The 22,376-nt window shown below is 34.7% G+C and carries 18 protein-coding genes; 10 read left to right on the top strand and 8 right to left on the bottom strand.

The genetic code is table 11. The features are described 5' to 3' along the window. Nucleotides 1-6: 6 nt before the first annotated feature. The 7 genes from RB619_RS06270 to RB619_RS06300 all read left to right on the top strand — a co-directional run bounded on the left by RB619_RS06270 (nucleotide 7) and on the right by RB619_RS06300 (nucleotide 8,382). Complete coding sequence (locus RB619_RS06270; RefSeq protein WP_308095487.1) at nucleotides 7-1,563, top strand: vitamin K epoxide reductase family protein; 1,557 nt, start codon at nucleotides 7-9, stop codon at nucleotides 1,561-1,563. A 76-nt stretch (nucleotides 1,564-1,639) separates the two neighbouring features. Then, the gene (locus RB619_RS06275) at nucleotides 1,640-1,837 is read left to right on the top strand and encodes a hypothetical protein (protein WP_308095489.1); all 198 of its coding nucleotides are present in this window, start codon (nucleotides 1,640-1,642) and stop codon (nucleotides 1,835-1,837) included. An 86-nt stretch (nucleotides 1,838-1,923) separates the two neighbouring features. Further along, nucleotides 1,924-2,112: a hypothetical protein gene (locus RB619_RS06280; protein WP_308095491.1), complete on the top strand. Its 189-nt coding sequence runs from the start codon at nucleotides 1,924-1,926 to the stop codon at nucleotides 2,110-2,112. A gap of 599 nt (nucleotides 2,113-2,711) precedes the next feature. Next, a complete protein-coding gene (locus tag RB619_RS06285; protein WP_308095493.1) occupies nucleotides 2,712-2,894 on the top strand; it encodes a hypothetical protein in 183 nt (60 codons plus the stop codon). Nucleotides 2,895-3,196: 302 nt separating this feature from the next. Further along, nucleotides 3,197-5,389, top strand: a complete 2,193-nt coding sequence (locus RB619_RS06290; RefSeq protein WP_308095495.1) for a peptidase domain-containing ABC transporter — start codon at nucleotides 3,197-3,199, stop codon at nucleotides 5,387-5,389. A 3-nt stretch (nucleotides 5,390-5,392) separates the two neighbouring features. After that, on the top strand, nucleotides 5,393-6,688 hold the full coding sequence (locus RB619_RS06295) for an HlyD family efflux transporter periplasmic adaptor subunit (RefSeq protein ID WP_308095497.1): 1,296 nt from the start codon (nucleotides 5,393-5,395) through the stop codon (nucleotides 6,686-6,688). A 41-nt stretch (nucleotides 6,689-6,729) separates the two neighbouring features. After that, nucleotides 6,730-8,382 (top strand): S41 family peptidase, encoded by a 1,653-nt coding sequence (locus RB619_RS06300; RefSeq protein WP_308095499.1) that lies wholly within the window; start codon nucleotides 6,730-6,732, stop codon nucleotides 8,380-8,382. A gap of 47 nt (nucleotides 8,383-8,429) precedes the next feature. On the opposite strand, the gene RB619_RS06305 is transcribed toward RB619_RS06300, so the two are convergent. The 3 genes from RB619_RS06305 to RB619_RS06315 all read right to left on the bottom strand — a co-directional run bounded on the left by RB619_RS06305 (nucleotide 8,430) and on the right by RB619_RS06315 (nucleotide 10,332). Further along, complete coding sequence (locus RB619_RS06305; RefSeq protein ID WP_308095501.1) at nucleotides 8,430-9,137, bottom strand: methyltransferase; 708 nt, start codon at nucleotides 9,135-9,137, stop codon at nucleotides 8,430-8,432. Between the two features lie 85 nt (nucleotides 9,138-9,222). Beyond that, on the bottom strand, nucleotides 9,223-9,747 hold the full coding sequence (gene rimM, locus RB619_RS06310; RefSeq protein ID WP_308095503.1) for a ribosome maturation factor RimM: 525 nt from the start codon (nucleotides 9,745-9,747) through the stop codon (nucleotides 9,223-9,225). Between the two features lie 15 nt (nucleotides 9,748-9,762). Beyond that, nucleotides 9,763-10,332, bottom strand: coding sequence for a 30S ribosomal protein S16 (locus RB619_RS06315; protein ID WP_308095506.1), 570 nt, complete (start codon nucleotides 10,330-10,332; stop codon nucleotides 9,763-9,765). Nucleotides 10,333-10,528: 196 nt separating this feature from the next. Here RB619_RS06315 and RB619_RS06320 point away from each other — a divergent pair, with 196 nt between their 5' ends. After that, nucleotides 10,529-11,014 carry a DUF6252 family protein gene (locus tag RB619_RS06320; RefSeq protein WP_308095509.1) on the top strand — a complete coding sequence of 162 codons (486 nt, stop codon included), beginning with the start codon at nucleotides 10,529-10,531 and terminating at the stop codon, nucleotides 11,012-11,014. A gap of 133 nt (nucleotides 11,015-11,147) precedes the next feature. Then, nucleotides 11,148-11,498: an RNA-binding protein gene (locus tag RB619_RS06325; protein WP_035646091.1), complete on the top strand. Its 351-nt coding sequence runs from the start codon at nucleotides 11,148-11,150 to the stop codon at nucleotides 11,496-11,498. A gap of 117 nt (nucleotides 11,499-11,615) precedes the next feature. On the opposite strand, the gene leuB is transcribed toward RB619_RS06325, so the two are convergent. The 5 genes from leuB to leuC form a co-directional block, all read right to left on the bottom strand. Continuing rightward, nucleotides 11,616-12,677, bottom strand: a complete 1,062-nt coding sequence (gene leuB, locus RB619_RS06330; RefSeq protein WP_308095514.1) for a 3-isopropylmalate dehydrogenase — start codon at nucleotides 12,675-12,677, stop codon at nucleotides 11,616-11,618. 138 nt (nucleotides 12,678-12,815) lie between these two features. Beyond that, complete coding sequence (locus RB619_RS06335; protein WP_308095517.1) at nucleotides 12,816-14,336, bottom strand: alpha-isopropylmalate synthase regulatory domain-containing protein; 1,521 nt, start codon at nucleotides 14,334-14,336, stop codon at nucleotides 12,816-12,818. Between the two features lie 44 nt (nucleotides 14,337-14,380). Next, a complete protein-coding gene (locus RB619_RS06340) occupies nucleotides 14,381-14,953 on the bottom strand; it encodes a methyltransferase domain-containing protein (protein WP_308095520.1) in 573 nt (190 codons plus the stop codon). Between the two features lie 92 nt (nucleotides 14,954-15,045). Continuing rightward, nucleotides 15,046-15,642 (bottom strand): 3-isopropylmalate dehydratase small subunit, encoded by a 597-nt coding sequence (gene leuD, locus RB619_RS06345; RefSeq protein ID WP_308095522.1) that lies wholly within the window; start codon nucleotides 15,640-15,642, stop codon nucleotides 15,046-15,048. A gap of 111 nt (nucleotides 15,643-15,753) precedes the next feature. Further along, nucleotides 15,754-17,148: a 3-isopropylmalate dehydratase large subunit gene (gene leuC, locus RB619_RS06350; protein ID WP_035646080.1), complete on the bottom strand. Its 1,395-nt coding sequence runs from the start codon at nucleotides 17,146-17,148 to the stop codon at nucleotides 15,754-15,756. 666 nt (nucleotides 17,149-17,814) lie between these two features. On the opposite strand from leuC, the gene dnaE reads away from it, so the two are divergent. Continuing rightward, nucleotides 17,815-22,353, top strand: coding sequence for a DNA polymerase III subunit alpha (dnaE, locus tag RB619_RS06355; protein ID WP_308095530.1), 4,539 nt, complete (start codon nucleotides 17,815-17,817; stop codon nucleotides 22,351-22,353). Nucleotides 22,354-22,376: the final 23 nt, after the last annotated feature.

Below are 22,376 nucleotides of genomic sequence, written 5' to 3' on the forward strand. Positions count from 1 at the left end.
AAAAAGATGTTAAAACTAGTCCAAAAATTTCTACGTATAAATAGATACTCAGATATAAAAAATGAGTTTAAGGATTTGTTTCTTTCTCATCCTAATTATCCAAGTTTATTTGCGATAACAGATTCGCTAGATTTATTATCAATAGAGAATGCAGCAATCAGAGTTCCGAAAGAACAAATAGTTGATTTGCCTTCAAACTTTTTAGCTTACTATAATGATGAACTTACATTAGTAGAAAAAGCTAAAAATGATGTTCGAATTACAACTATTAAAAAAGGAGCTCAAAAAATATCTTACGAAAAATTCCTTTTAGATTGGAATGGAGTAATTGTAGCTATAGAACCTAATAATGTTATCGCTAGAGATAATTTAAAAGTTGAATACAGCTGGGTAAAATATGGTTTGCCATTTATACTATTAATAGGGTTGTCGTTCTTTTATAACACATACGATTTATTTAGTACGGTTTTTTTAATAACATCAACACTAGGATTTATCGTTAGCATTTTTATTGTTCAGGAAAAATTAGGTTTCAAAAACAGCATTATAGCAAAGTTTTGCAATTTGAGTACAAATTCGTCTTGTAACTCGGTTATAAATGCTACAGAAGGAACTGAAAACAAATTGTTTAATTTTTCTGATTTGCCATTGCTGTTCTTTACGTCAAGTTTTATAGCAATGTTAATTCAGCCATTAGATTCGGCAATTTTTATTGGATTTTTGAGCTTGCTGGCAATTCCTATTGTGGTTTCGTCAATTTGGATTCAAAAATTTGAACTTCAAAAGTGGTGTGTAATGTGTTTGGTGGTTTCGGCATTGATTTTTATACAAAGCAGTATTTGGTTTTCATCAGATTTGTTCACCTTGTCTTTTAGTTTTGAAAGTATTTTTCCGTTCGTTTTTTCATTGGCACTTCTTATACCAATTTGGTTGGCGGTAAAACCAATGATTAAAAATGTTTTAGGCAGCGAAAATTCATTAAAAGAGCTAAAAAAATTCAAGAGAAATTATTCATTATTGAACTTCTTGTCAAAAAAAGTACCTGATATAGATGGGTTGGAAGAATTGAGAGGATTGAATTTTGGAAATCGTAACGCTATAATAAAATTATCAGTAATTATAAGTCCAAGCTGTGAACATTGCCATAAAACATTTCACGAAGCATTCGATCTTGTTTTACGATTTCCGGATAAAATTTATTTGAACGTATTGTTTAATATCAATCCAGAAAATACTGAAAATCCATATAAAATAATTGTTGAAAGAATTTTAACAATAAACAGAGCAACGCCAGGAAAAACTGTTGAAGCAATTTCAGACTGGCATATTAAGAAAATGAACCTTAAAAAATGGCTTAAAAAATGGCACGTTGAGCCTGTCAGCATTATGATAAGCCAAGAGATTAATAAACAGTATGAATGGTGTTCTAAGAATAATTTTAATTACACACCAGTTAAAATCGTAAACGAAAAATTATTTCCAAACGAATATGAGCTGAGTGAATTAAAATATTTCTTGAATGATTTTACTGAAGAAGTTGAAATTCTAGAGAAAACAGCTTAGAATTTAAAGAAACAGACTTGAATTCAATAGTCTTAAAAAATTGAATAAACACCCCCAAAACTAAAAATTCAGAGTTATGTTAAAAAATATTTTAAATCTAGAGGGAGCGCAGGAAGTAAGTGCAAGCGAGCAAAAATTGATCATGGGCAATTACGTAAAAGAAACAGCTTCGAGATGCAATGCATGGGATTATGTGTCATCAATGTCGTATGAGGACTGTACGGACTATTTTGCACTAGAAATGAATTATTCTGACGCACTTGTTGCGGGATAACATTTTTTGGACCGGAAAAAGGCTTAAATGAAGTGATTTTGAAGTAAGAGATGTTTTAGAAACGACAAAGATTAATTTGAAAATTTATGATCAAGAAAATTTTAAATCTGGAACATGCTCAAAAAATCAGTAAAAGTGAGCAAAAAACAATAAAAGGTATTCCAGAATGCTGGGTGCAGGCGATAGAAGCAGGATGCATTTTAATACCAGCCGGAGGTGTTTGTCCAATGGATACCACACCGGGAATTTGTAGCAGCGGACGTTTGTGTTGCTAAATAGTAAGTTTTAAGATTAAACAATATAAAGCCTTATCAAAAATTTAGTCATGTTTTTTTTTGAATTTGTAGGCGCTCGATCGTGGAACATTGAGCAAATATCCCAATATTGATGATTGGTGTTGGGATTCTCAGGAAAATGGCCGCTGTGTTAATTTTATTTGGTTAGGTTAACCAGTGGCAGATCTCCTAGAGAAAATTGTTTTTCTTATTTTTTAAATAGAAGTAAACTTCACATATCCTAAAAGGATTGACAGAAGTAGTATAATATAGCCTTATCAAAAATTTAGTCATGTTTTTTTTGAACTTGTAGGCGCTCGATCGTGGAACATTGAGCAAATATCCCAACATTGATGATTGGTGTCGGGATTCTCAGGAAAATGGCCGCTGTGTTGATTTTATTTGGTTAGGTTAACCAGTGGCAGATCCTAGAGAAATTAAGTTATTAAATAATTGAAATAGTTATGAGCAGTAAGAAAGACATTTTCTCACTGCTTTTTTTTTAAAATTACCTTAAATACAATATAAAAGAAAAGACAGAAGCTTCAAATGTCTTAAAACGATTGGAGCATTAACAAAAACCCAAAAAACCCACAATTATGTTAAAGAAAATTTTTGAATTACATGGAGCTGCTGAGCTAAGTAAAGAAGAGCAACGAGGAATTAAAGGTGGTAATGCGCCGGTTTGTGAAGAAAATACAACTGCTAAAAGATGTCCGAGAACAGCAACCTCGCCAGCGTATTGGATTTGCGTGACAGATCCCAACGAACCATGTGAATAGACATTTTTAAATACAATGAACTTGTTGATTAATGAAAGAGTATTATCTTTTCTTTTTTTGACATGTTTTTACAAATTTGACAGAGAGGAAAATTTTTCCTCTCTATTTTTTTTGTGCACAATTGTTTTCGCAAAAGACGATTTTCTTCTTTTACTTTTACATAGTATTTGAGATTGGTTTCACTTATTTTTAAATACTTTGAATAATCACAATTTGAGAAATAAAAAAATTCTTAAAGTGCGCGATAAATATTACATTAGCAAAGCCAAAATTTACCACTAAAGCTAGAAAATGATTAAAAATTGAAAAAATTCACCCATTATAAACAGACCGATATTAAAGATTGTGGCCCAACATGTTTAAAAATAATAGCTAAACATTACGGAAAAACAATCAATATTCAGGAGTTGCGCGATACAAGCGAAACAACTCGTGAAGGAAGCAATTTGCTTTTTTTAAGCGATGCCGCCGAGAAAATCGGGTTTAGAACATTGGGTGTAAAATTAAGTGTCGAAAGATTAGAAGAAGCGCCTTTGCCCTGCATTTTGCATTGGAACAAAAATCATTATGTGGTTCTTTACAAAATTAAAAAAGGAACTTTCTACATTTCAGATCCTGGTTTTGGTTTATTGGAATATAATAAACAGGATTTTTTAAAATTATGGATCGGAAATAATGCCGGCGAACAGACTCGAGAAGGTGTCGCATTATTGATGGAAGCAACCCCAAAATTTTTTCAATCTGATTTTGATAAAGAAGACAATAAAGGCGTAGGATTTGGCTTATTGGCACAATATTTACTGCGATACAAATCGTATTTGTTACAGTTGAGTATTGGCTTATTGGCAAGCAGTTTAATAATGGCAATTGCTCCTTTTTTGACTCAAAGTATTGTTGATGTCGGAATTCAGAATCAAAATATTCATTTTATTTATCTGATTCTTTTTGCGCAATTATTTCTTTTTGCAGGAAGAACAGGTTTAGAGCTTATCAGAAGTTGGATTTTGTTGCATCTTTCTACCCGAATCAATATTTCTCTTATTTCCGATTTTTTTATCAAACTGATGAATCTGCCGATATCTTTTTTTGATGTTCGAATGACAGGAGATATTATGCAGCGGATTAACGATCATCGCCGAATCGAAAAAATTTTGACTACATCTTCTTTAAATGTCTTGTTTTCAGTTATCAATATGTTTGTTCTAGGTGGAGTTTTGGCGTATTTTAATTGGAAGATTTTTTTGGTCTTTTTTGCTGGAAGTTTGCTTTATTTTGGATGGATAACACTTTTCTTAAAACGTCGTGAAGTTTTGGATTACAAGCGTTTTGCTGAGGTTTCACAAGAGCAAAGCAAAGTTATAGAGCTGATAAACGGAATGCAGGAAATCAAGCTTCATAATGCCGAAAAACAAAAACGTTGGGGCTGGGAATATGTTCAGGCCAGACTTTTCAGGGTTTCGATTAAAGGTTTGGTTTTAGAGCAAAGTCAAACGATTGGCTCATCTGTAATTAATGAGCTGAAAAACATTTTCATTATATTTTTATCAGCAAAGTTGGTGATCGATGGTTCAATAACTTTGGGGGTAATGCTAGCGATTAGTTCGATTGTGGGGAGTTTGAACGGACCAATAACACAGCTTATTGAATTTGTGAGAGAGCTTCAGGATGCGAAAATATCTTTGGCAAGATTATCTGAAATTCATGAAAAAGAAGACGAAACAGAGCAAGAAAGTCATCAGTCGAATGATGTTCCGTATGATGCTGCTATTGAGATCAAAAATGTAAGTTTTCGTTATTTAGGATCAGATATTCCAGTTTTGAAGGATTTAAATTTGATAATTCCTGCCAATAAAGTAACCGCAATTGTAGGCACGAGCGGTAGCGGAAAAACAACTTTAATGAAACTATTATTAAAATTCTACGAACCCGAAAAAGGCGAAATTACAATAGGAAATGCACAACTTAGAAATATTTCGCAGAAAGCGTGGCGATCAAATATTGGCGCGGTAATGCAGGAAGGTTTTATTTTTAGTGATACAATTGCCAATAATATTGCTTTTGGAGTTGATAAAATTGATAAAAAACGCCTCATTTATGCAGCAGATGTTGCTAATATTAAAGAATATATAAGCGAGCTCCCACTTGGTTATAATACAAAAATTGGTGCTGAAGGAATAGGAATGAGTACAGGTCAAAAACAGCGATTATTGATTGCCAGAGCAGTTTATAAAAATCCAGAAATATTGTTTTTTGATGAAGCAACATCGGCGTTAGATGCTAATAATGAAAAAGAAATCATGCAGAAACTGGATATCTTCTTCAAAGACAAAACAGTTATCGTAATTGCGCACCGATTAAGTACTGTGATGAATGCAGATCAGATTGTGGTTTTAGATAAAGGAAAAATCATTGAAATTGGAAATCATTCGGCTCTTGTTGAGCAAAAAGGAAATTATTTTGAACTCGTTAAAAACCAGCTCCAACTAGGAAATTAAATTATGGCAGAAGATCATAATACTTTAGAATTAAGAAGTGAAGAAGTTCAAGACATTCTCACTAAAGTACCGCACTGGATGATCAGATGGGGAACTGTCCTTATTTTTATTATCATCATAATGCTGTTTTTTGTTTCTTGGTTTGTAAAATATCCCGATGTTGTAAACACTGAAATTGTTATTACAACTAATATTCCGCCGGAGAAAATAGTTTCTAAATCATCGGGACGAATTGAAGCTATTTTGGTTAAGGACAAAACCACGATTTCAAAAAACACAACGCTTGCTGTAATTGAAAATACGGCCAATTATAAAGATGTTTTTTTGCTGAAAACCATTGTTGACGGCTATAATATTAATGATTCAAAAAAGGCATTTCCTTTTGCAGTACTAAAGAATTCGCAATTGGGCGAAATTGAAAATGCTTACGCTGTGTTTCAGAAAGATTATGAAGCTGAACAATTAAACGAAGATCTTCAGCCTTTTGAAGTCGAAAGCAGAGCACAGATTTCTGAAAAAGTACAGATAAAAGAAAGATTAGAAATTCTGCAGCAGCAAAAGTTGCTTAATGAAAGTGAGCTTCAGCTTCAAAAAAATGAAATAGCCAGATTTGAAACTTTGTTCAATAAAGGCATTATTTCGGCTCAGGAAATGGAAGCTAAAAAACTGGGTTATCTTCAGGCGCAAAAGAATTATAAAGGGCTTTTGACTTCAATTTCGCAGTTAAAATCGGCTTTGATTGACAACACAAAATTGAGTCAGAATTCGCAAATAAGCAGTACAAAAGAAGAGGTAAACCTAGGTCGGAATATGGCGCAGTCTTTTTTTCAGCTCAAAAAAGTAATCAAAGATTGGGAATTGGCCTATACGCTTAAATCATCTATTAGTGGCGTAGTTACTTTTTTACAAGTTTGGAATGAAAATCAGACCATTAATGTGGGCGACAATGTGTTTTCAATTATTCCTGATGCAAAAAATGGTTTTATCGGGAAAGTAAAAGCTCCGGCATTAAATTCGGGTAAAATAAAAGTTGGTCAGCGCGTCAATATTCGTTTATCAAATTATCCAGATCGAGAATTTGGAGTTTTGAAAGGAGAAATAAGGAATATTTCGTTGGTTCCAGACAAAGATGGAAATTTACTTATTGACGTTGCTTTGCCAAACGGATTAGAAACTTCCTACAAAAAACAAATTGTATTTCAACAGGAAATGAAAGGAAGAGCCGAAATCGTGACCGAAGATTTACGCTTAATCGAACGAATATTATATCAGTTCAAAAGCATCTTTGAACAAGTTTAGCTTTAACCTAAAACTATCAATTAACCTAAACCACTCATTAAATGAAGAAAATTCTTCTTGTCGTTTTTTTATTATTGTTTCAAAATTCTTTTTCAAAATCCATAACAGAGACTCAAAAATTAGCAGCAACCTGCAAAGTCTGGGGATTTTTAAAATATTATCATCCGAATGTTGCTGACGGAAGTAAGAATTGGGACGAACAATTGTTTCAGATTTTACCGAAAATTGAAGAGGCGCAATCTGCAGAAGCATTTTCATTAGTAATCGAAAACTGGTTGACTTCATTGGGAGAAATTAAAGCCGAGAAAACAGTACAACCGATTTCTAAAAAAGATTATTTTGATAAAAACTTCGATTTATCATGGATCAATAAAAATGAATTATTCTCGAAATCACTTTCGAAAAAATTGAAATTTATTGAAGAAAATAGAATTCAGGAAAAACAGTATTATGTTGCCTATGAATTTGGCAGTAACGGGCCTCCATTACAATTTAAAAATGAAGTAAAATATGCTGATTTTAAGTGGAGTGATAAAAACTTACGTCTTTTAGCTCTTTTTAGATATTGGAATTACGTCGAATATTTCTTTCCATATAAATATCAAATGGATGAAAATTGGGATAAAGTATTAAATGAAATGCTACCAAGATATTATACACCAGAATCTGAAAAGGATTTTAATTTGGCAATGCGCGAGATCTCTGTAAAGTTAAATGATACTCATGCTTCGACTAGTATGGCTCAATTGTTTGACTATTTTGGAGATAAATTTATTCCTGTTGATGTTAAAATTATTGATCAAAAAGCCGTTGTTATAGGTTTGAAAAATGACTCTTTGGCAAAAATTAATGATCTTAAAATTGGAGATGTAATTACAAAAGTAGAAGGAAAAACGATTGCTCAGCTTTTAAAAGAAAATTCAAAATATGTTGAAGGATCAAATGAGCCTTCGGTTTTAAGGAATGTTTATTGGGCAATCTTTAATGGAAAAACAGCAGCTTTTGAAATTGAATTCATAAGAGATGGAAAAACAGCAGTAAAAACAATAAACCGATATAAATATCAAGATTTAAAAGTTCAATTTCCTGAGCAGGAAAAATGGAAAATTTTGGATGGAAATATTGGTTATGTGAATTTTGGAGGAGTTAACGAAGAAGATCTTCCAAATTTGATAAGCGCGCTTAAAAATACAAAGGCTATAATTTTTGATGACAGGAAAAGACCTCATGATATTATATATTCTCTTGCAAACTGGTTAAATCCTGAAACTTTGGAATATTGTAAATATATTGATCCAGATGTTTATTACCCAGGTCGTTATATTTGGAGAAAAAGTGAAGAAAAAATAGGAAAGGTTAACCCAGATAATTATAAAGGCAAAGTAATTGTTTTAGTTGACGAAAACGCGGTTAGCCATGCCGAACACTCAGCAATGGCATTGCAGACTGTGCCTAAATCGACTGTTATTGGTTCTCAGACTGGAGGGGCAGATGGTTCGAATTTTAAATTTTTGATCATTAAAGGGTTTTCTTCAACGTTTACTTGTTATGGCGTTTTCTATCCAAATAAAAAAGAAGTTCAGCGTATCGGGATTGTTCCAGATATCGAAGTAAAACCGACAATTTTAGGTATTCAGCAAGGAAAAGATGAAATTCTGGATAGAGCGATTCTTTTTGCTAAAAATGGCAAATAATAAATTGTAAATCTTTGTCAAAGTTCAAGCTTTGACAAAGATGTTTTTTACATCTTCAAATAAAAATCTTTTGTCAGCTCAATATATTCAGGCGTATAAACGTGTCGATCAATTTCGATTGTCAATTCATCAATTTCAATTTCAGAAACTTCATTTCGACTAAAAGCTAGTAAACTTCTTTTAATTTCGGATTTTGGAGTGCCTTTTACGCGCGTAATTTTGATTGGAAATAATTCTGCTTCTTTTGCCAAAGCAATAAACTTTTCTTCTTCTTTAAAAGGAATAATTAGGGCTAATATTCCGTTTTCAGAAAGTAACAAATCGGCAGCTTCAACAATTTCTTCAAAAGGCATTGCATCTTGAAATCTTGCCAAATCTCTTTGTTCGTTTTCTGTTTTATAATCTTCAGCATAAAAAGGAGGATTTGAAACAATCAGATCATATTCATCTTCCGGTTCTTCAATAAATTCATCTAAACCAGCATGAAAACAAAATAAGCGATCGCCCCAAGGTGAATTTTCAAAATTTTCAACGGCTTGTTCATAAGCATCTTCATCAATTTCAAGCGCATCAATTTGTTCAGCAGGAGTTCGCTGTGCCAACATCAAAGCTATAATTCCGGTTCCAGCACCTATGTCTAAAACACTAAACGGATTATGGTAAACAGGAGCCCAGGAACCAAGTAATACTCCATCTGTGCCAATTTTCATTGCGCAACGGTCTTGATTAATTGCAAATTGCTTAAACTGAAACATAAGATTTTTTGATTTATGTCGGGAGAATTTTGAGATGAAGTTTGGTCTTCGATTAAACAATTAACCGATTAAACAAATCAACTTTTTACAAGTACATTTCTACCAATCCTTCAGGCAGATTCATGATTACCTTTTTATTTTCTCGATCAATTTTCACCAAGAAATGGTCAATCATTGGAATTAAGATTTCTACTGCACCATTTAGAACTTCAAAAAGAGGTTGAGCAGAAGAGTCATTAATTGAAGTAATTTTTCCGAAAACACCTAAACGCTGGTCTTCGATTTCGAAACCAATAACTTCGTGGAAATAGAATTTGTTGCCGGAAAGTTTTGGCAACATAGTTAAAGGAAGATAAATGGCATTTCCTACTAATGCATCTGCATCTTCTTCAGTATTTACATCTTCAAAACGAACTCTCAAAAAGTCGTTTTTATGTAAAGAACTAGTTTCAATAAAAAAAGGAACCAAGTGTTTGTTGTGTTCAACAAACACTGATTCCAAATTTTCGTATAACTCAGGTTCGTCTGTGTCTAGATAGATCAGAACTTCACCTTTGAAACTAAATTTTTTAGCGATTTTACCTAAATAAAAACATTCTTCTTTACGCATTATCGCTAAGTAAAATTATGCTTCAGTTGTTTCGTTATTCTCTTCAGCAGCTGGTGCTTCTTCAGTAGCAGCTTCAACTTCAGCAACTTCTTCAGTAGCCTCAGTAGCTTGTGCAGCAGCAATAGCATCAGCTTCAGCCTGAGCTGCAGCAGCTAAACGCTTAGCATTAACTTCTTTTTCAGCTTTTAAAGCTTTAGCTTTAACATCAGCTTGCGCTTTTGATAAACCATCTTTTTTAGCATCAACTTTTCCAGCTTTAGCCTCTAACCAAGCTGCTAATTTAGCGTCTGCTTGCTCTTGAGTTAAAGCTCCTTTACGGATACCTCCATCAAGGTGGTGTTTCAATAAAGCACCTTTGTAAGAAAGGATTGCTCTAGCAGTATCAGTTGGTTGAGCACCATTGTGCAACCATTTAACTGCGCTGTCAAGGTTTAACTCAACAGTTGCTGGGTTTGTGTTTGGATTGTAAGTACCGATTTTCTCTAAGTATTTACCATCTCTTTTTGAGCGTGCATCTGCAGCTACAACCCAGTAAAAAGGTTTTCCTTTTTTACCGTGTCTTTGTAATCTAATTTTTACTGACATAATCTTATGATTAAAATTTTGAGGTACTCGACCTCTGTTAATTAAGGGCGCAAAGATATGATTTTTTTATGAAATATACGTTCCAAATAATATTAAATATTGTTGATCCAGATTTCGGCTGTTTTTTTATTGTTTTTGACTCGAAATTTTAAATATTTATTTCAAATGCAATACTTTTGCATCAAATCCACGAAATATGAAAAAATACTTTTATTTTTTATTGCTTCTTATTGTTGCTACTTCATGCACAGAAGATGTGAAATTTAATAATCCTGCATTTCAAGGCTTGAAAGATAATGTATTCTGGAGGGCAGCGACTTATAAAGCAAGTATGACAACAAATGGGAATATAGTGATTGAAGGAGCATTAGGTTATGAAAAAGTAATATTGCGATTATCTTATGACGGAGAACCAGGTAAGACTAGAGTATTTGGAATTGATAATGTGACCACAGCGTCTTATTTAAATACGTTTCCTGGTAAATTAGCAGAGTTTAATACAGGGGCAAACAAAGGGAGCGGACAGATTTTAGTTACGAATATTGGAAACGAAAACACGATCTCCGGAACATTTAAGTTTACTGCCATAAATAGTGATGCGGCTGATGCTGAAAATCCTAAAGTTACTTTTACAGAAGGGGTGTTCTATAAAATTCCTCTTACGCCAACGCTAGAATATTAAATTTATCCTTTGTGCCCAATTGTTTTTATTTAGTGGATCATTTGTAAATCTAAATAAAAACATAAATAAACTAATATATAGTAGATTACAGAAAAATAAGACTACATTTGCTACATATTATAAATAAGTACATATGAACATTTTTGTTGGAAGCCTTCCATTCAGTATTGAGGAAGCAGATTTAAGAGAGTCTTTCGAGGCTTATGGAGCAGTAGATTCAGTTAAAATTATCACTGATAAATTTACTGGAAGAAGCAAAGGCTTTGGTTTCGTAGAGATGCCAAACGATGCGGAAGCTCAAAAAGCAATTGATGAGTTGAACGGAGCTACTGTTCAAGGTCGTTCAATTGTGGTTAATAAATCTGAACCAAAACCAGAAGGCGAAAGAAGAAGTTTCAATAACAACCGTGGAGGTGATTCTCGCGGAGGTTACGGAAACAACCGTGGTGGAAATGACCGTGGTGGTAACAGAGGAGGATATTAATATTTTTTTTCTAAAATATAAAAGGGATCAACGAAAGTTGGTCCCTTTTTTTGCTTCAAGTTTCAGGTTTCACGTTCCAACAACCTGAAACTTGAAACCTGAAACAAAAATTAACTATTACAAATTAGCAACTAACCAGTCACCAACTTCGCTTGTTTTGTACGCTTTTGAACCTTTTGGAGCTAAATCTTCTGTAACAACAGCTTGTTCTAGAGATTTGTTCACAACTGCACGAATCGCTTCAGCCTCGTCTTTTAATCCGAAAGCATCTTCGAACATCATTGCTGCCGATAAAATCGTTGCCAATGGATTAGCAATATTTAATCCAGTTGCCTGAGGATAAGATCCGTGGATTGGTTCGTATAATGAAGTGTGTTCTCCAACAGAAGCAGAAGGCATTAATCCCATTGAACCTGAAATTACAGAAGCTTCGTCAGTTAAGATATCTCCAAATAAATTTTCTGTAATTAAGACATCATAAGAGTTTGGCCACTGAACCAAACGCATTGCAACAGCATCAACAAATTCATAAGAAACGGTAACTTCTGGATAATCTTTTTCCATTGCCTGAACTGTTTCTCTCCATAAACGTGAAGTTTCAAGAACGTTTGCTTTATCAACGCAACATAATTTTTTACTTCTTGTCATTGCTAATTCGAAACCTTTTTTTGCTAAACGCTGTACTTCTGCACGTGTGTAAACGCAATTATCAAAAGCAGTTTCTCCGCCGTCTTTTCTTCCTTTTTCTCCGAAGTAAATTCCGCCAGTTAATTCTCTTAAGAAAACTAAATCAGTTCCTTCGATTCTTTCTCTTTTTAGTGGAGAATTATCAATTAAAGAAGGAAAAGTAAAAGTTGGACGAACGTTTGCGAACAATCCTAATTTTTTACGCATCAACAATAAACCTTGTTCAGGGCGAACTGGCGCGCTTGGATCATTATCATATTTTGGGTGTCCAATTGCTCCAAATAAAACGGCATCAGCTTTCATACAGATTTCGTGTGTTTCATCTGGATAAGGAACTCCAACTGCGTCGATTGCGCAAGCTCCAGTCAAAGCAGGAGTCCAAGTGATTTCGTGATTGAATTTTTTTGCAATAGCATCGGATACTTTTACAGCTTCATTTATTACTTCTGGTCCGATTCCGTCTCCGGCTAAAAGGGCTATGTTTAATTTCATTCTATATTTTTTAAGGTTCTAAGGTTCTGAGATTCTAAGGTTCTAAGTTTTTTATTCTTAGTGCCTTATTTTTTATTTTAAAGGTTTTGAGTTGCTAAGATTTTAAGTTCAAAGAAAAAATCTTAGCAACTTAGCACCTTAAGCAATTACATTCAACATTTTCTGTGTTGCAATAATTGCTGCAACGGTTTGATCAGAATCCAATCCTCTTGTTTTAAATTCTTTTTCGTTGTTTGTCCACGTAATAATGGTTTCGCACAACGCATCAGAACTACTTCCGGGTGGGATTCTAACGGCGTAATCAATTAATTTTGGAAGCGTTAATTTTTTGCTTTTGTAAATTTTGGATAAAGCGTTCATAAAAGCATCAAACTGACCGTCGCCTTGTGCATTTTCTTCGATGATTTCATCGCCAAATTTTAGGCATAAAGTTGTCGACGGACGCATTCCTTTTGAGTGTACTAATATATAGGACTCAATTTTTATTTTTTCTTCGTAAGTATGACTGTCCAAAACATCAGAAATAATGTATGGAAGATCTTCTTTGGTAACGGTTTCTTTTTTGTCGCCCAATTCGATGATTCTTTGGGTAACCAATTTCAAATCTTCCTGATTTAATTTTAATCCTAATTCTTGAAGATTCTTCTCGATATTGGCTTTTCCGGAAGTTTTTCCTAAAGCGTATTTTCTTTTTCTTCCAAAACGTTCCGGAAGCAAATCATTAAAATATAAATTGTTTTTATTGTCTCCGTCAGCATGGATTCCTGCGGTTTGTGTAAAAACATTATCACCAACGATTGGTTTGTTTGCCGGAATTCTATATCCCGTAAAAGTTTCAACCAGTTTGCTTACAGAATACAAAGAAGTTTCTTTGATATTGATGCTAACTTCTGGCAGATAATCATTTATAACAGCAACGGTACTTTCAAGCGGTGCATTTCCAGCACGTTCTCCCATTCCGTTTACCGTTACGTGAAGCCCGTTTATACCGGCTTTTATGGCTTCCATAACATTGGCTACACTTAAGTCGTAATCGTTATGTGCATGGAAATCAAAATGAATATTTGGATATTTTGCTCTGATTTTAGAAATAAATTCAAAAGCCTGCGACGGAATCAAAACGCCTAAAGTATCAGGAAGTAAAATCCTTTTAATTGGCTGTGTCGACAAGAAATCTAGAAATTCAAAAACATAGTCTTGAGAATTTCGCATTCCGTTGCTCCAGTCTTCTAAGTAAACATTGGTTTCAATGTTGTTTTCTTTTGCTAAAGCAATAATTTGAGCGATTTCAGAAAAATGCTGTTCCGGAGTTTTTTTTAATTGATGTGTTAAGTGATTCATTGAACCTTTGGTCAATAAATTCTGCACTTTTGCACCTGCTTTTTTCATCCATTCAATGGAAACTCCTCCATCAACAAAAGATAAAACTTCGATTCTGTTAATGTAGCCTCTTTCTTCAGCCCAAGAAGTAATGCCTTTTACGGCTTGAAATTCTCCTTCGCTCACACGCGCCGAAGCAATTTCGATTCTGTCAATATTTAATTCCTCCAACAACAATTGTGCAATGGTTAATTTTTCTGCAGCAGAAAAAGATACTCCTGAGGTTTGTTCACCATCACGAAGCGTTGTATCCATTATTTCAATTTTTCTTTTTTCCATTATTATATTGTTAGCTTTTGAATATAAGCCAGATGCTTAAAATCTTATTTTTTTGTGATTAGAATTAAACCTGTTGACCAGCACATTTTTGTTAATTGAATGTCTTTTCTGTTTTCTAATTCCTGAACAAGTTTTTCGACATTTTTATCGTGGTTTGCAGGCCAGTTTCGTTGCGGAAGCATATCATCAATTAAATAAATGCCACCTGGGTTTAATAATTGTAATGTTTCTTCTAAAATCACATATTTGCCAGGCCAGGCATCAGCAAAAATTAAATCGAACTTTTTGTCTTTATAATTTAAAATCCATTTTTCAGCATCTTCACAGATAAATGAAACATTTGATTTTTGAAAATACTTTTTTGCAATGTTTTGATATTCTGAAGAATTGTCAATCGAAATCAAATTCGAATTTTCGCTCATTCCTTCAATCATCCACGCAAGTGATAATCCGGTTCCAGTTCCTAATTCTAAAAAATGACCATCTTTTTTTGTTGCAATTAATGTTCTAAGAAAACTTCCTGTTTGTAAATCAGACGGCATTGAAAACGAAATTTTCTCAGAATCAGTTTTGATTTCCGAATAAAATTTTGGTAAAACAATGCTGTTGTCATTCATCTTAGAAGTTTTTATCAGAATTAAATTAAAAGCAGTTACGAAGTCCAACTTTAAGGTTGAAACTTGCGTAACTGCGTTTGAGTTGGTTGTGTTTAGTAAGGAAGTTTATCAGCAAAAGCTTTAATATCTTCCTTCATATCTTGTAAATAATCAATGTCGTCAAAACCATTAATCATATTGTTTTTTTTGTATCCGTTGATAGCAAAAGACTCTTGCTGACCAGTTGCCAATAAAGTAATTGTTTGGTTTGGCAAGTTGATTTCTAATTCTGTTTTAGGATCAGCTTCAATTGCTTTGAAAATCGTTTCAGCAAATTCAGGGCTAATTTGAACTGGTAAAACACCAATATTTAAACAGTTTCCTTTAAAGATATCTGCGAAGAAACTAGAAACAACTGCTCTAAAACCGTAATCGTACACTGCCCAAGCAGCGTGCTCTCTTGAAGATCCAGAACCAAAGTTTTTTCCTCCAACAAGAATTTGTCCAGAGTAAGTTGAATCGTTTAAAACGAAATCAGCTTTTGGAGTATCGTCTCCATTGTATCTCCAATCTCTAAAAAGGTTGTCTCCAAAACCTTCACGTTTTGTAGCTTTTAAGAAACGAGCTGGGATGATTTGATCTGTATCGACGTTTTCAATTGGCAGTGGCACTGCACTGCTGGTAAGTATAGTAAATTTATCGTATGCCATTTTTGTTTTTTGCTTTAGGCTGTAAGCAATAGGCTTTAAGCTTTTTGCACAGCGTTATTTTTGTATTGAATTTTTAGCTTAAAGCCTATTGCTTAAAGCTTACAGCGAGAATTAAAATAACTCTCTCGGATCTGTTAGTTTTCCTGTTACAGCAGCAGCAGCAGCCATAATTGGACTTGCAAGAAGCGTTCTTGAGCCAGGACCTTGACGACCTTCAAAGTTTCTGTTTGAAGTACTTACTGCATATTTTCCGGCAGGAACTTTATCATCGTTCATAGCTAAACAAGCAGAACAACCCGGCTGACGTAATACGAAACCAGCTTCAGTTAGAATATCTAAAATACCTTCTTCTTTAATCTGCGCTTCAACAACGTGAGAACCCGGAACTAACCAAGCGGTAACATTATCTGCTTTTTTTCTTCCTTTTACAATTTCAGCGAAAGCTCTAAAATCTTCAATACGTCCGTTTGTACAACTTCCCAAGAAAACATAATCGATTTGTTTTCCGATCATTACGTCATCTTCGTGGAAGCCCATATAAGCCAAAGATTTTTTGTAAGTTTCCTCGCCACCTTCAACTTGATTTGCACTTGGGATATGTTTTGTGATACCAATTCCCATTCCAGGGTTTGTACCATAAGTAATCATTGGTTCGATATCTTCCGCTTTGATGTTTAATTCAGCATCAAAAACAGCATCAGCATCAGTTTTCAAAGTTTTCCAATATTCAACAGCTTTAGTCCAAGCTTCTCCTTTTGGAGCGTAAAGTCTTCCTTCAAGGAAATCGAAAGTAGTTTGGTCAGGAGCAATCATACCTCCACGAGCACCCATTTCGATACTTAAGTTACAAACTGTCATACGGCCTTCCATAGTCATGTTTTCAAAAACATCACCAGCATATTCAACAAAATATCCTGTTCCTCCAGAAGTAGTTAATTGTGCAATAATATAAAGTGCAACGTCTTTTGGACCAACACCTTTGCTTAATTGTCCGTTTACGTTGATACGCATTTTCTTTGGCTTAGGTTGCATAATACATTGCGTAGAAAGCACCATTTCAACCTCAGAAGTTCCGATACCAAAAGCGATAGCTCCAAAAGCACCGTGAGTAGACGTGTGAGAATCTCCGCATACAATAGTAGCACCTGGCAAAGTAATTCCGTTTTCAGGACCAACTACGTGTACAATTCCATTTTTTTGGTGACCTAATCCCCAGTGTGAAATTCCGTATTCGTTAGCATTGTCTTCAAGAGCTTGAAGCTGGTTAGCAGAAAGCGGATCTTGAACTGGTAAATGTTGGTTTATGGTTGGTGTATTGTGGTCGGCAGTTGCAAAAGTACGTTGTGGGTATAACACATTAACGCCTCTTGATTTTAATCCTAAAAAAGCAACAGGACTCGTAACTTCATGAATGAAATGGCGGTCAATAAAAAACACATCTGGTCCATCTTCAATTTTACGCACTACATGTGAATCCCATACTTTGTCAAATAATGTCTTACTCATTTTTTATTTTTTTTAATTGTAATTTCTATAACCACAGCAATTTCCTGTTCATTATAATAGCAAAACAAAAGTAAAAAAAGATACAAAAGCGTCAATTTCGATATTTCATTATATACGATACCCAAACTAATTTACAAATTGCGAAACTGCTTTTGCAACTTAAAATTTGAAAGAAAAATGATTAAGAAATAGATTTGCTTTTTCTTTTTTAGCTTTAATTTTCTTTGATTGTTTTTTGTTTTAATAGTTTGCAAATTTATCTCATAATCACTATAAAATATAAGAATTTAATCTAAAAAATGTAACAAATTGAATAAAAATAGTAATAATTGTTAGTTTTGAATTCGGATCAAAAAAAATTCTTTTTTAGTTTTTTGAGCCTTTTAAAGGACTTTTTTGGCTATTATTTAGATTCAATAAAGAGGCAAAATACTACGACATCCAAGATGTGTATTTTTATGAAATTTTATGAATTTTAAGAGAAAATCTGATGAATAAATAAGAATGTCTTTTTAAAGAATTATCCGTTTTCTATCTCCAAAAAAAACGTAAATTTGAACTTCTTCCATTTTCTATTCCGCATTTTGGTATGCTTCATGTTGTCAATGTTTTGCAATATGAAAAGTTTGGAATTTGGGATTTTAAAATTTGACATTTTACAACTCTATGTATTTAATATTCGATACCGAAACAACCGGATTACCAAAACGCTGGGATGCCCCAATTACCGATTCTGATAACTGGCCTCGCTGTATACAAATTGCGTGGCAGCTTCATGATGAAATGGGACAGCTTATAGAGCATCAGGATTATTTGGTAAAACCAGAAGGATTCAATATTCCGTACGATGCCGAGCGTATTCACGGAATTTCAACTGAATTGGCTGAAGCCGATGGAATCTCTCTGGCCGAAGTTTTAGAGAAATTCAATATCGCTTTAAGCAAAACCAAATTCATCGTTGGACAGAATTTAGGTTTCGACGTCAATATTATGGGAGCGGAATTCCATAGATTGGGAGTGGAGTCTCAAATGAGTTCAATGCCGGTTTTGGACACTTGTACCGAAGTTACAGCTTCATTATTACAACTTCCTGGAGGTCGTGGAGGAAAATTCAAATTGCCAACGCTGACCGAATTACATAGCTATCTTTTTGATAAACCTTTCGCAGAAGCGCACAACGCAACTGCCGACGTTGAGGCAACTACGCGTTGTTTCTTGGAATTGGTTAGAAGAGAAGTTTTTACCAAAGAAGAATTAGACGTTCCGAAGGAATATTTTAAAGAATTTCAGGAAAGAAATGCTGAGCCATTTAAGCTGATTGGTTTAAAACACATCAATTTAAAAGCGGCTTCTGACAAAATCAGAGAACAGCTTAAAGCTTTAGCTGGAGAAGGAAAAGAGACAGTCGTTTCAGAAGAAGATAAGGCTGATTTTAAAGCGGCAAAATTTGCGCATTTGCACAATCATACACAGTTTTCGGTTCTTCAATCAACTATCGGAATTGGAAATATTGTTGCAGCTGCAGCCAAAAACGGAATGCCGGCCGTTGCCATGACGGATACAGGAAACATGATGGGAGCTTTCCATTTTGTGAGCGCCGTTATGAATCATAACAAAGCCGCTTCTGGAAAAAACAAAGCTTTGGTTGAAGCTGGAGAAGAGCCAACAGAAACCGAAGTAAAACCAATTGTAGGTTGTGAATTTAATATCTGTGAAAATCACTTAGACAAAAGCAAAAAAGACAACGGTTATCAGGTTGTTTTGATGGCTAAAAATAAAGCCGGTTATCACAACTTGGCCAAAATGGCTTCGATTGCGTATACTGATGGATTTTATTATGTTCCGAGGATTGACCGAAAGATTGTCGAGCAATATAAAGGCGATATCATGGTTTTGTCTGGGAATTTATACGGAGAAATTCCGAGTAAAATCTTGAATATTGGTGAAAACCAAGCCGAAGAAGCTTTAATTTGGTGGAAAGAACAATTTGGCGAAGATTTCTATCTTGAAGTGATGCGCCACAATCAGGAAGATGAAAATCGTGTCAACAAAACCCTGATTGAATTTTCACAAAAACACAATGTCAAATTAATTGCGACAAACAATACTTATTATTTAAATAAAGAAGATGCCAATGCACACGATATTTTACTTTGTGTAAAAGATGGTGAAAAGCAGGCAACACCTATTGGACGCGGACGTGGTTACCGCTACGGACTTCCAAATCAGGAATATTATTTCAAGTCGGAAGCAGAGATGAAAAAACTCTTCGCCGATTTACCCGAAGCGATTATCAACATTCAGGAAATTATTGATAAGGTCGAAGGATATTCGCTTTATCGTGATGTATTGCTTCCGAAGTTTGATATTCCGGAAGAATTTGTTGATCCTGAAGATGAAAAAGACAATGGTGTTCGCGGTGAAAATGCTTATCTGCGCGACCTCACAATGCGAGGAGCTGAAAGAAGATACGGCGTAATAACCGAATCGATTCAGGAACGTTTGGATTTTGAATTATTAACGATTTCGAATTCAGGATATCCGGGTTACTTTTTGATTGTACAGGATTTCATTGCCGAAGCCAGAAAAATGGATGTTTCGGTAGGTCCTGGACGTGGATCTGCAGCGGGTTCTGCCGTTGCGTATTGTCTCGGAATTACGAATATTGACCCAATTAAATACGACTTACTTTTTGAGCGTTTCCTAAATCCTGACCGTGTATCGATGCCCGATATTGATATCGACTTTGATGACGAGGGTCGTGGACGTGTAATGGATTACGTAATCAATAAATACGGACAAAAACAGGTGGCGCAGATTATCACGTATGGTAAAATGGCAACCAAATCGGCAATTCGTGATACGGCGCGTGTACTGGATTTACCATTGTTTGAAGCCGATAGAATCGCAAAACTGATTCCCGGAATGATGCCGTCAAAATGGAATTTGGCGCGTTTTATTTCAGAAAGTGAAGATGAGGTTAAAAAAGCACTTCGTTCTGACGAGTTTGATAATGTAAAAGAGTTAATCGCGATTGCCAATGAAGATGATTTGGCAGGAGAAACCATTCAGCAGGCGAAAATCCTTGAAGGATCGATGCGTAACACAGGAATTCACGCCTGTGGGGTTATCATTACGCCGTCGGATATTACGAATTACGTTCCTGTAACAACCGCAAAAGATTCGGATTTATATGTAACACAGTTTGATAACTCGGTTGCAGAAAGTGCCGGATTGCTGAAAATGGACTTCTTGGGTCTGAAGACCCTTACACTGATAAAAGATACCGTAAAACTGGTAAAATATAGAACCAATATTGATCTTGATCCAGATGCATTTCCGATTGATGATGAAGAAACGTATGCGCTTTTCCAGAGAGGTGAAACCGTTGGAATCTTCCAATATGAGTCGCCCGGGATGCAGAAATACATGAAAGATCTGAAGCCAACGGTTTTTGGAGATTTAATTGCCATGAATGCACTTTATCGTCCGGGACCTTTGGAGTATATCCCGTCTTTCGTTCGAAGAAAAAACGGCGACGAAGAAATCAAATACGATTTAGATGCCTGTGCCGAATATTTATCTGAAACCTATGGAATTACAGTTTACCAAGAGCAGGTAATGCTTTTGTCTCAGTCTTTGGCAGGATTTACAAAGGGTGAGGCTGACGTTTTGCGTAAAGCGATGGGTAAAAAACAAAAAGACGTACTAGATAAAATGAAGCCGAAGTTTGTTGAACAAGCGGCGGCAAAAGGTCACGATGCAAAGGTTTTAGAAAAAATCTGGAAAGACTGGGAAGCCTTTGCGAGTTACGCCTTCAACAAATCCCACTCAACTTGTTATGCTTGGATTGCGTATCAAACGGCTTATTTAAAAGCGCATTATCCGGCCGAATATATGGCTGCGGTACTTTCGAATAACATGAACGATATCAAACAAGTTTCGTTCTTCATGGAAGAATGTAAACGTATGGGATTACAGGTTTTGGGTCCAGACGTAAATGAATCGTACTATAAATTTACGGTAAACGATGATTATGCCGTTCGTTTCGGAATGGGCGCGATTAAAGGAGTAGGTTCTGGAGCTGTAGAAACGATTGTTGAAAATAGAAAAGATGGAAGATATAAATCAATCTTTGATTTAGCGCAGCGAATTGATTTGCGTGCAGCCAATAAAAAAGCGATTGAAAACTTAGTACTTGCTGGTGGTTTCGACTCTTTTGAAGGAACAACCAGAGCACAATATTTTCATGATGATGGCGACGGAATTACATTTTATGAAAAAGCAATTCGGTATGGATCAAAGTTTCAGGAAAATGAAAATTCATCACAAGTAAGTTTGTTTGGAGAAGCAAGCGAAGTGCAGATTGCAGAGCCAATTATTCCTGCATGTGAAGATTGGAGTACAATGGAAAAACTGGCAAAAGAAAAAGAAGTTGTCGGGATTTATATTTCAGGACATCCGCTTGATGATTTTAGATTTGAAATGAAGTATTTCTGTAATGCTCGACTAGAATCGTTGAAAAGCATGAATGAATATGTGGGTAAAAATTTAAACTTTGCAGGAATCATCAATAACGTACAGCATCGTGTCGCTAAAAACGGAAAAGGCTGGGCGGTATTTAATCTGGAAGGTTATGATGAAAGTTACGAGTTTAAGATTTTTGGAGAAGAATACTTAAAGTTCCGTCATTTCTTGATTCAGAATAACTTTGCTTATCTGAAAATTTTGATAAAAGATGGTTGGGTAAACCATGATACAGGGAAAAAATCAGATCCGAGAATGCAGTTTGTTGAGATTCGACAGCTGCAGGATATTTTAGAAGCGTTTGCTAAAAAACTGATTCTGTTGTTAAACATCAAAGATCTTCAGCCTGACTTTATTCATAAATTAAGTCATTTATTTAATGAAAATAAAGGTGATAATACGGTGAGTTTTGACATCATGGAAATCGAAAATGTTAAACGTTTAGTCGAAGTCGAAACCACAAGTGAATTTGAAGACAGTGATGATGCTGTTTTTGACGATGACAATGATGATAATGAAACAGTTTCTGGAGAGGCTAAAATGCAAGAAATGAAAGAGATTGAAGAAGTAAAAGTAGTAACTAAATTAACGATGCCAAGTCGTCGATTGAAAGTGAAAATTTCGGCTGAGTTATTACAGGAATTAGAAAAAATGCAGATCAATTTTAAGCTGAACTAAAAATTTAACAGTTAAAATTTAAT

It is taken from the genome of Flavobacterium sp. LHD-80 (genome assembly GCF_030929605.1).
GTDB lineage: Bacteria > Bacteroidota > Bacteroidia > Flavobacteriales > Flavobacteriaceae > Flavobacterium.

Bases quoted from the DNA above. Each gene is read 5' to 3' on its own strand.
- leuC (WP_035646080.1), bottom strand. From the start codon at position 17,148: ATGAGTAAGACATTATTTGACAAAGTATGGGATTCACATGTAGTGCGT.
- RB619_RS06335 (WP_308095517.1), bottom strand. From the start codon at position 14,336: ATGGAAAAAAGAAAAATTGAAATAATGGATACAACGCTTCGTGATGGT.
- RB619_RS06270 (WP_308095487.1), top strand. From the start codon at position 7: ATGTTAAAACTAGTCCAAAAATTTCTACGTATAAATAGATACTCAGAT.
- RB619_RS06305 (WP_308095501.1), bottom strand. From the start codon at position 9,137: ATGTTTCAGTTTAAGCAATTTGCAATTAATCAAGACCGTTGCGCAATG.
- leuB (WP_308095514.1), bottom strand. From the start codon at position 12,677: ATGAAATTAAACATAGCCCTTTTAGCCGGAGACGGAATCGGACCAGAA.
- dnaE (WP_308095530.1), top strand. From the start codon at position 17,815: ATGTATTTAATATTCGATACCGAAACAACCGGATTACCAAAACGCTGG.
- rimM (WP_308095503.1), bottom strand. From the start codon at position 9,747: ATGCGTAAAGAAGAATGTTTTTATTTAGGTAAAATCGCTAAAAAATTT.
- leuD (WP_308095522.1), bottom strand. From the start codon at position 15,642: ATGGCATACGATAAATTTACTATACTTACCAGCAGTGCAGTGCCACTG.
- RB619_RS06325 (WP_035646091.1), top strand. From the start codon at position 11,148: ATGAACATTTTTGTTGGAAGCCTTCCATTCAGTATTGAGGAAGCAGAT.
- RB619_RS06320 (WP_308095509.1), top strand. From the start codon at position 10,529: ATGAAAAAATACTTTTATTTTTTATTGCTTCTTATTGTTGCTACTTCA.
- RB619_RS06280 (WP_308095491.1), top strand. From the start codon at position 1,924: ATGATCAAGAAAATTTTAAATCTGGAACATGCTCAAAAAATCAGTAAA.
- RB619_RS06300 (WP_308095499.1), top strand. From the start codon at position 6,730: ATGAAGAAAATTCTTCTTGTCGTTTTTTTATTATTGTTTCAAAATTCT.
- RB619_RS06315 (WP_308095506.1), bottom strand. From the start codon at position 10,332: ATGTCAGTAAAAATTAGATTACAAAGACACGGTAAAAAAGGAAAACCT.
- RB619_RS06275 (WP_308095489.1), top strand. From the start codon at position 1,640: ATGTTAAAAAATATTTTAAATCTAGAGGGAGCGCAGGAAGTAAGTGCA.
- RB619_RS06295 (WP_308095497.1), top strand. From the start codon at position 5,393: ATGGCAGAAGATCATAATACTTTAGAATTAAGAAGTGAAGAAGTTCAA.
- RB619_RS06285 (WP_308095493.1), top strand. From the start codon at position 2,712: ATGTTAAAGAAAATTTTTGAATTACATGGAGCTGCTGAGCTAAGTAAA.
- RB619_RS06340 (WP_308095520.1), bottom strand. From the start codon at position 14,953: ATGAATGACAACAGCATTGTTTTACCAAAATTTTATTCGGAAATCAAA.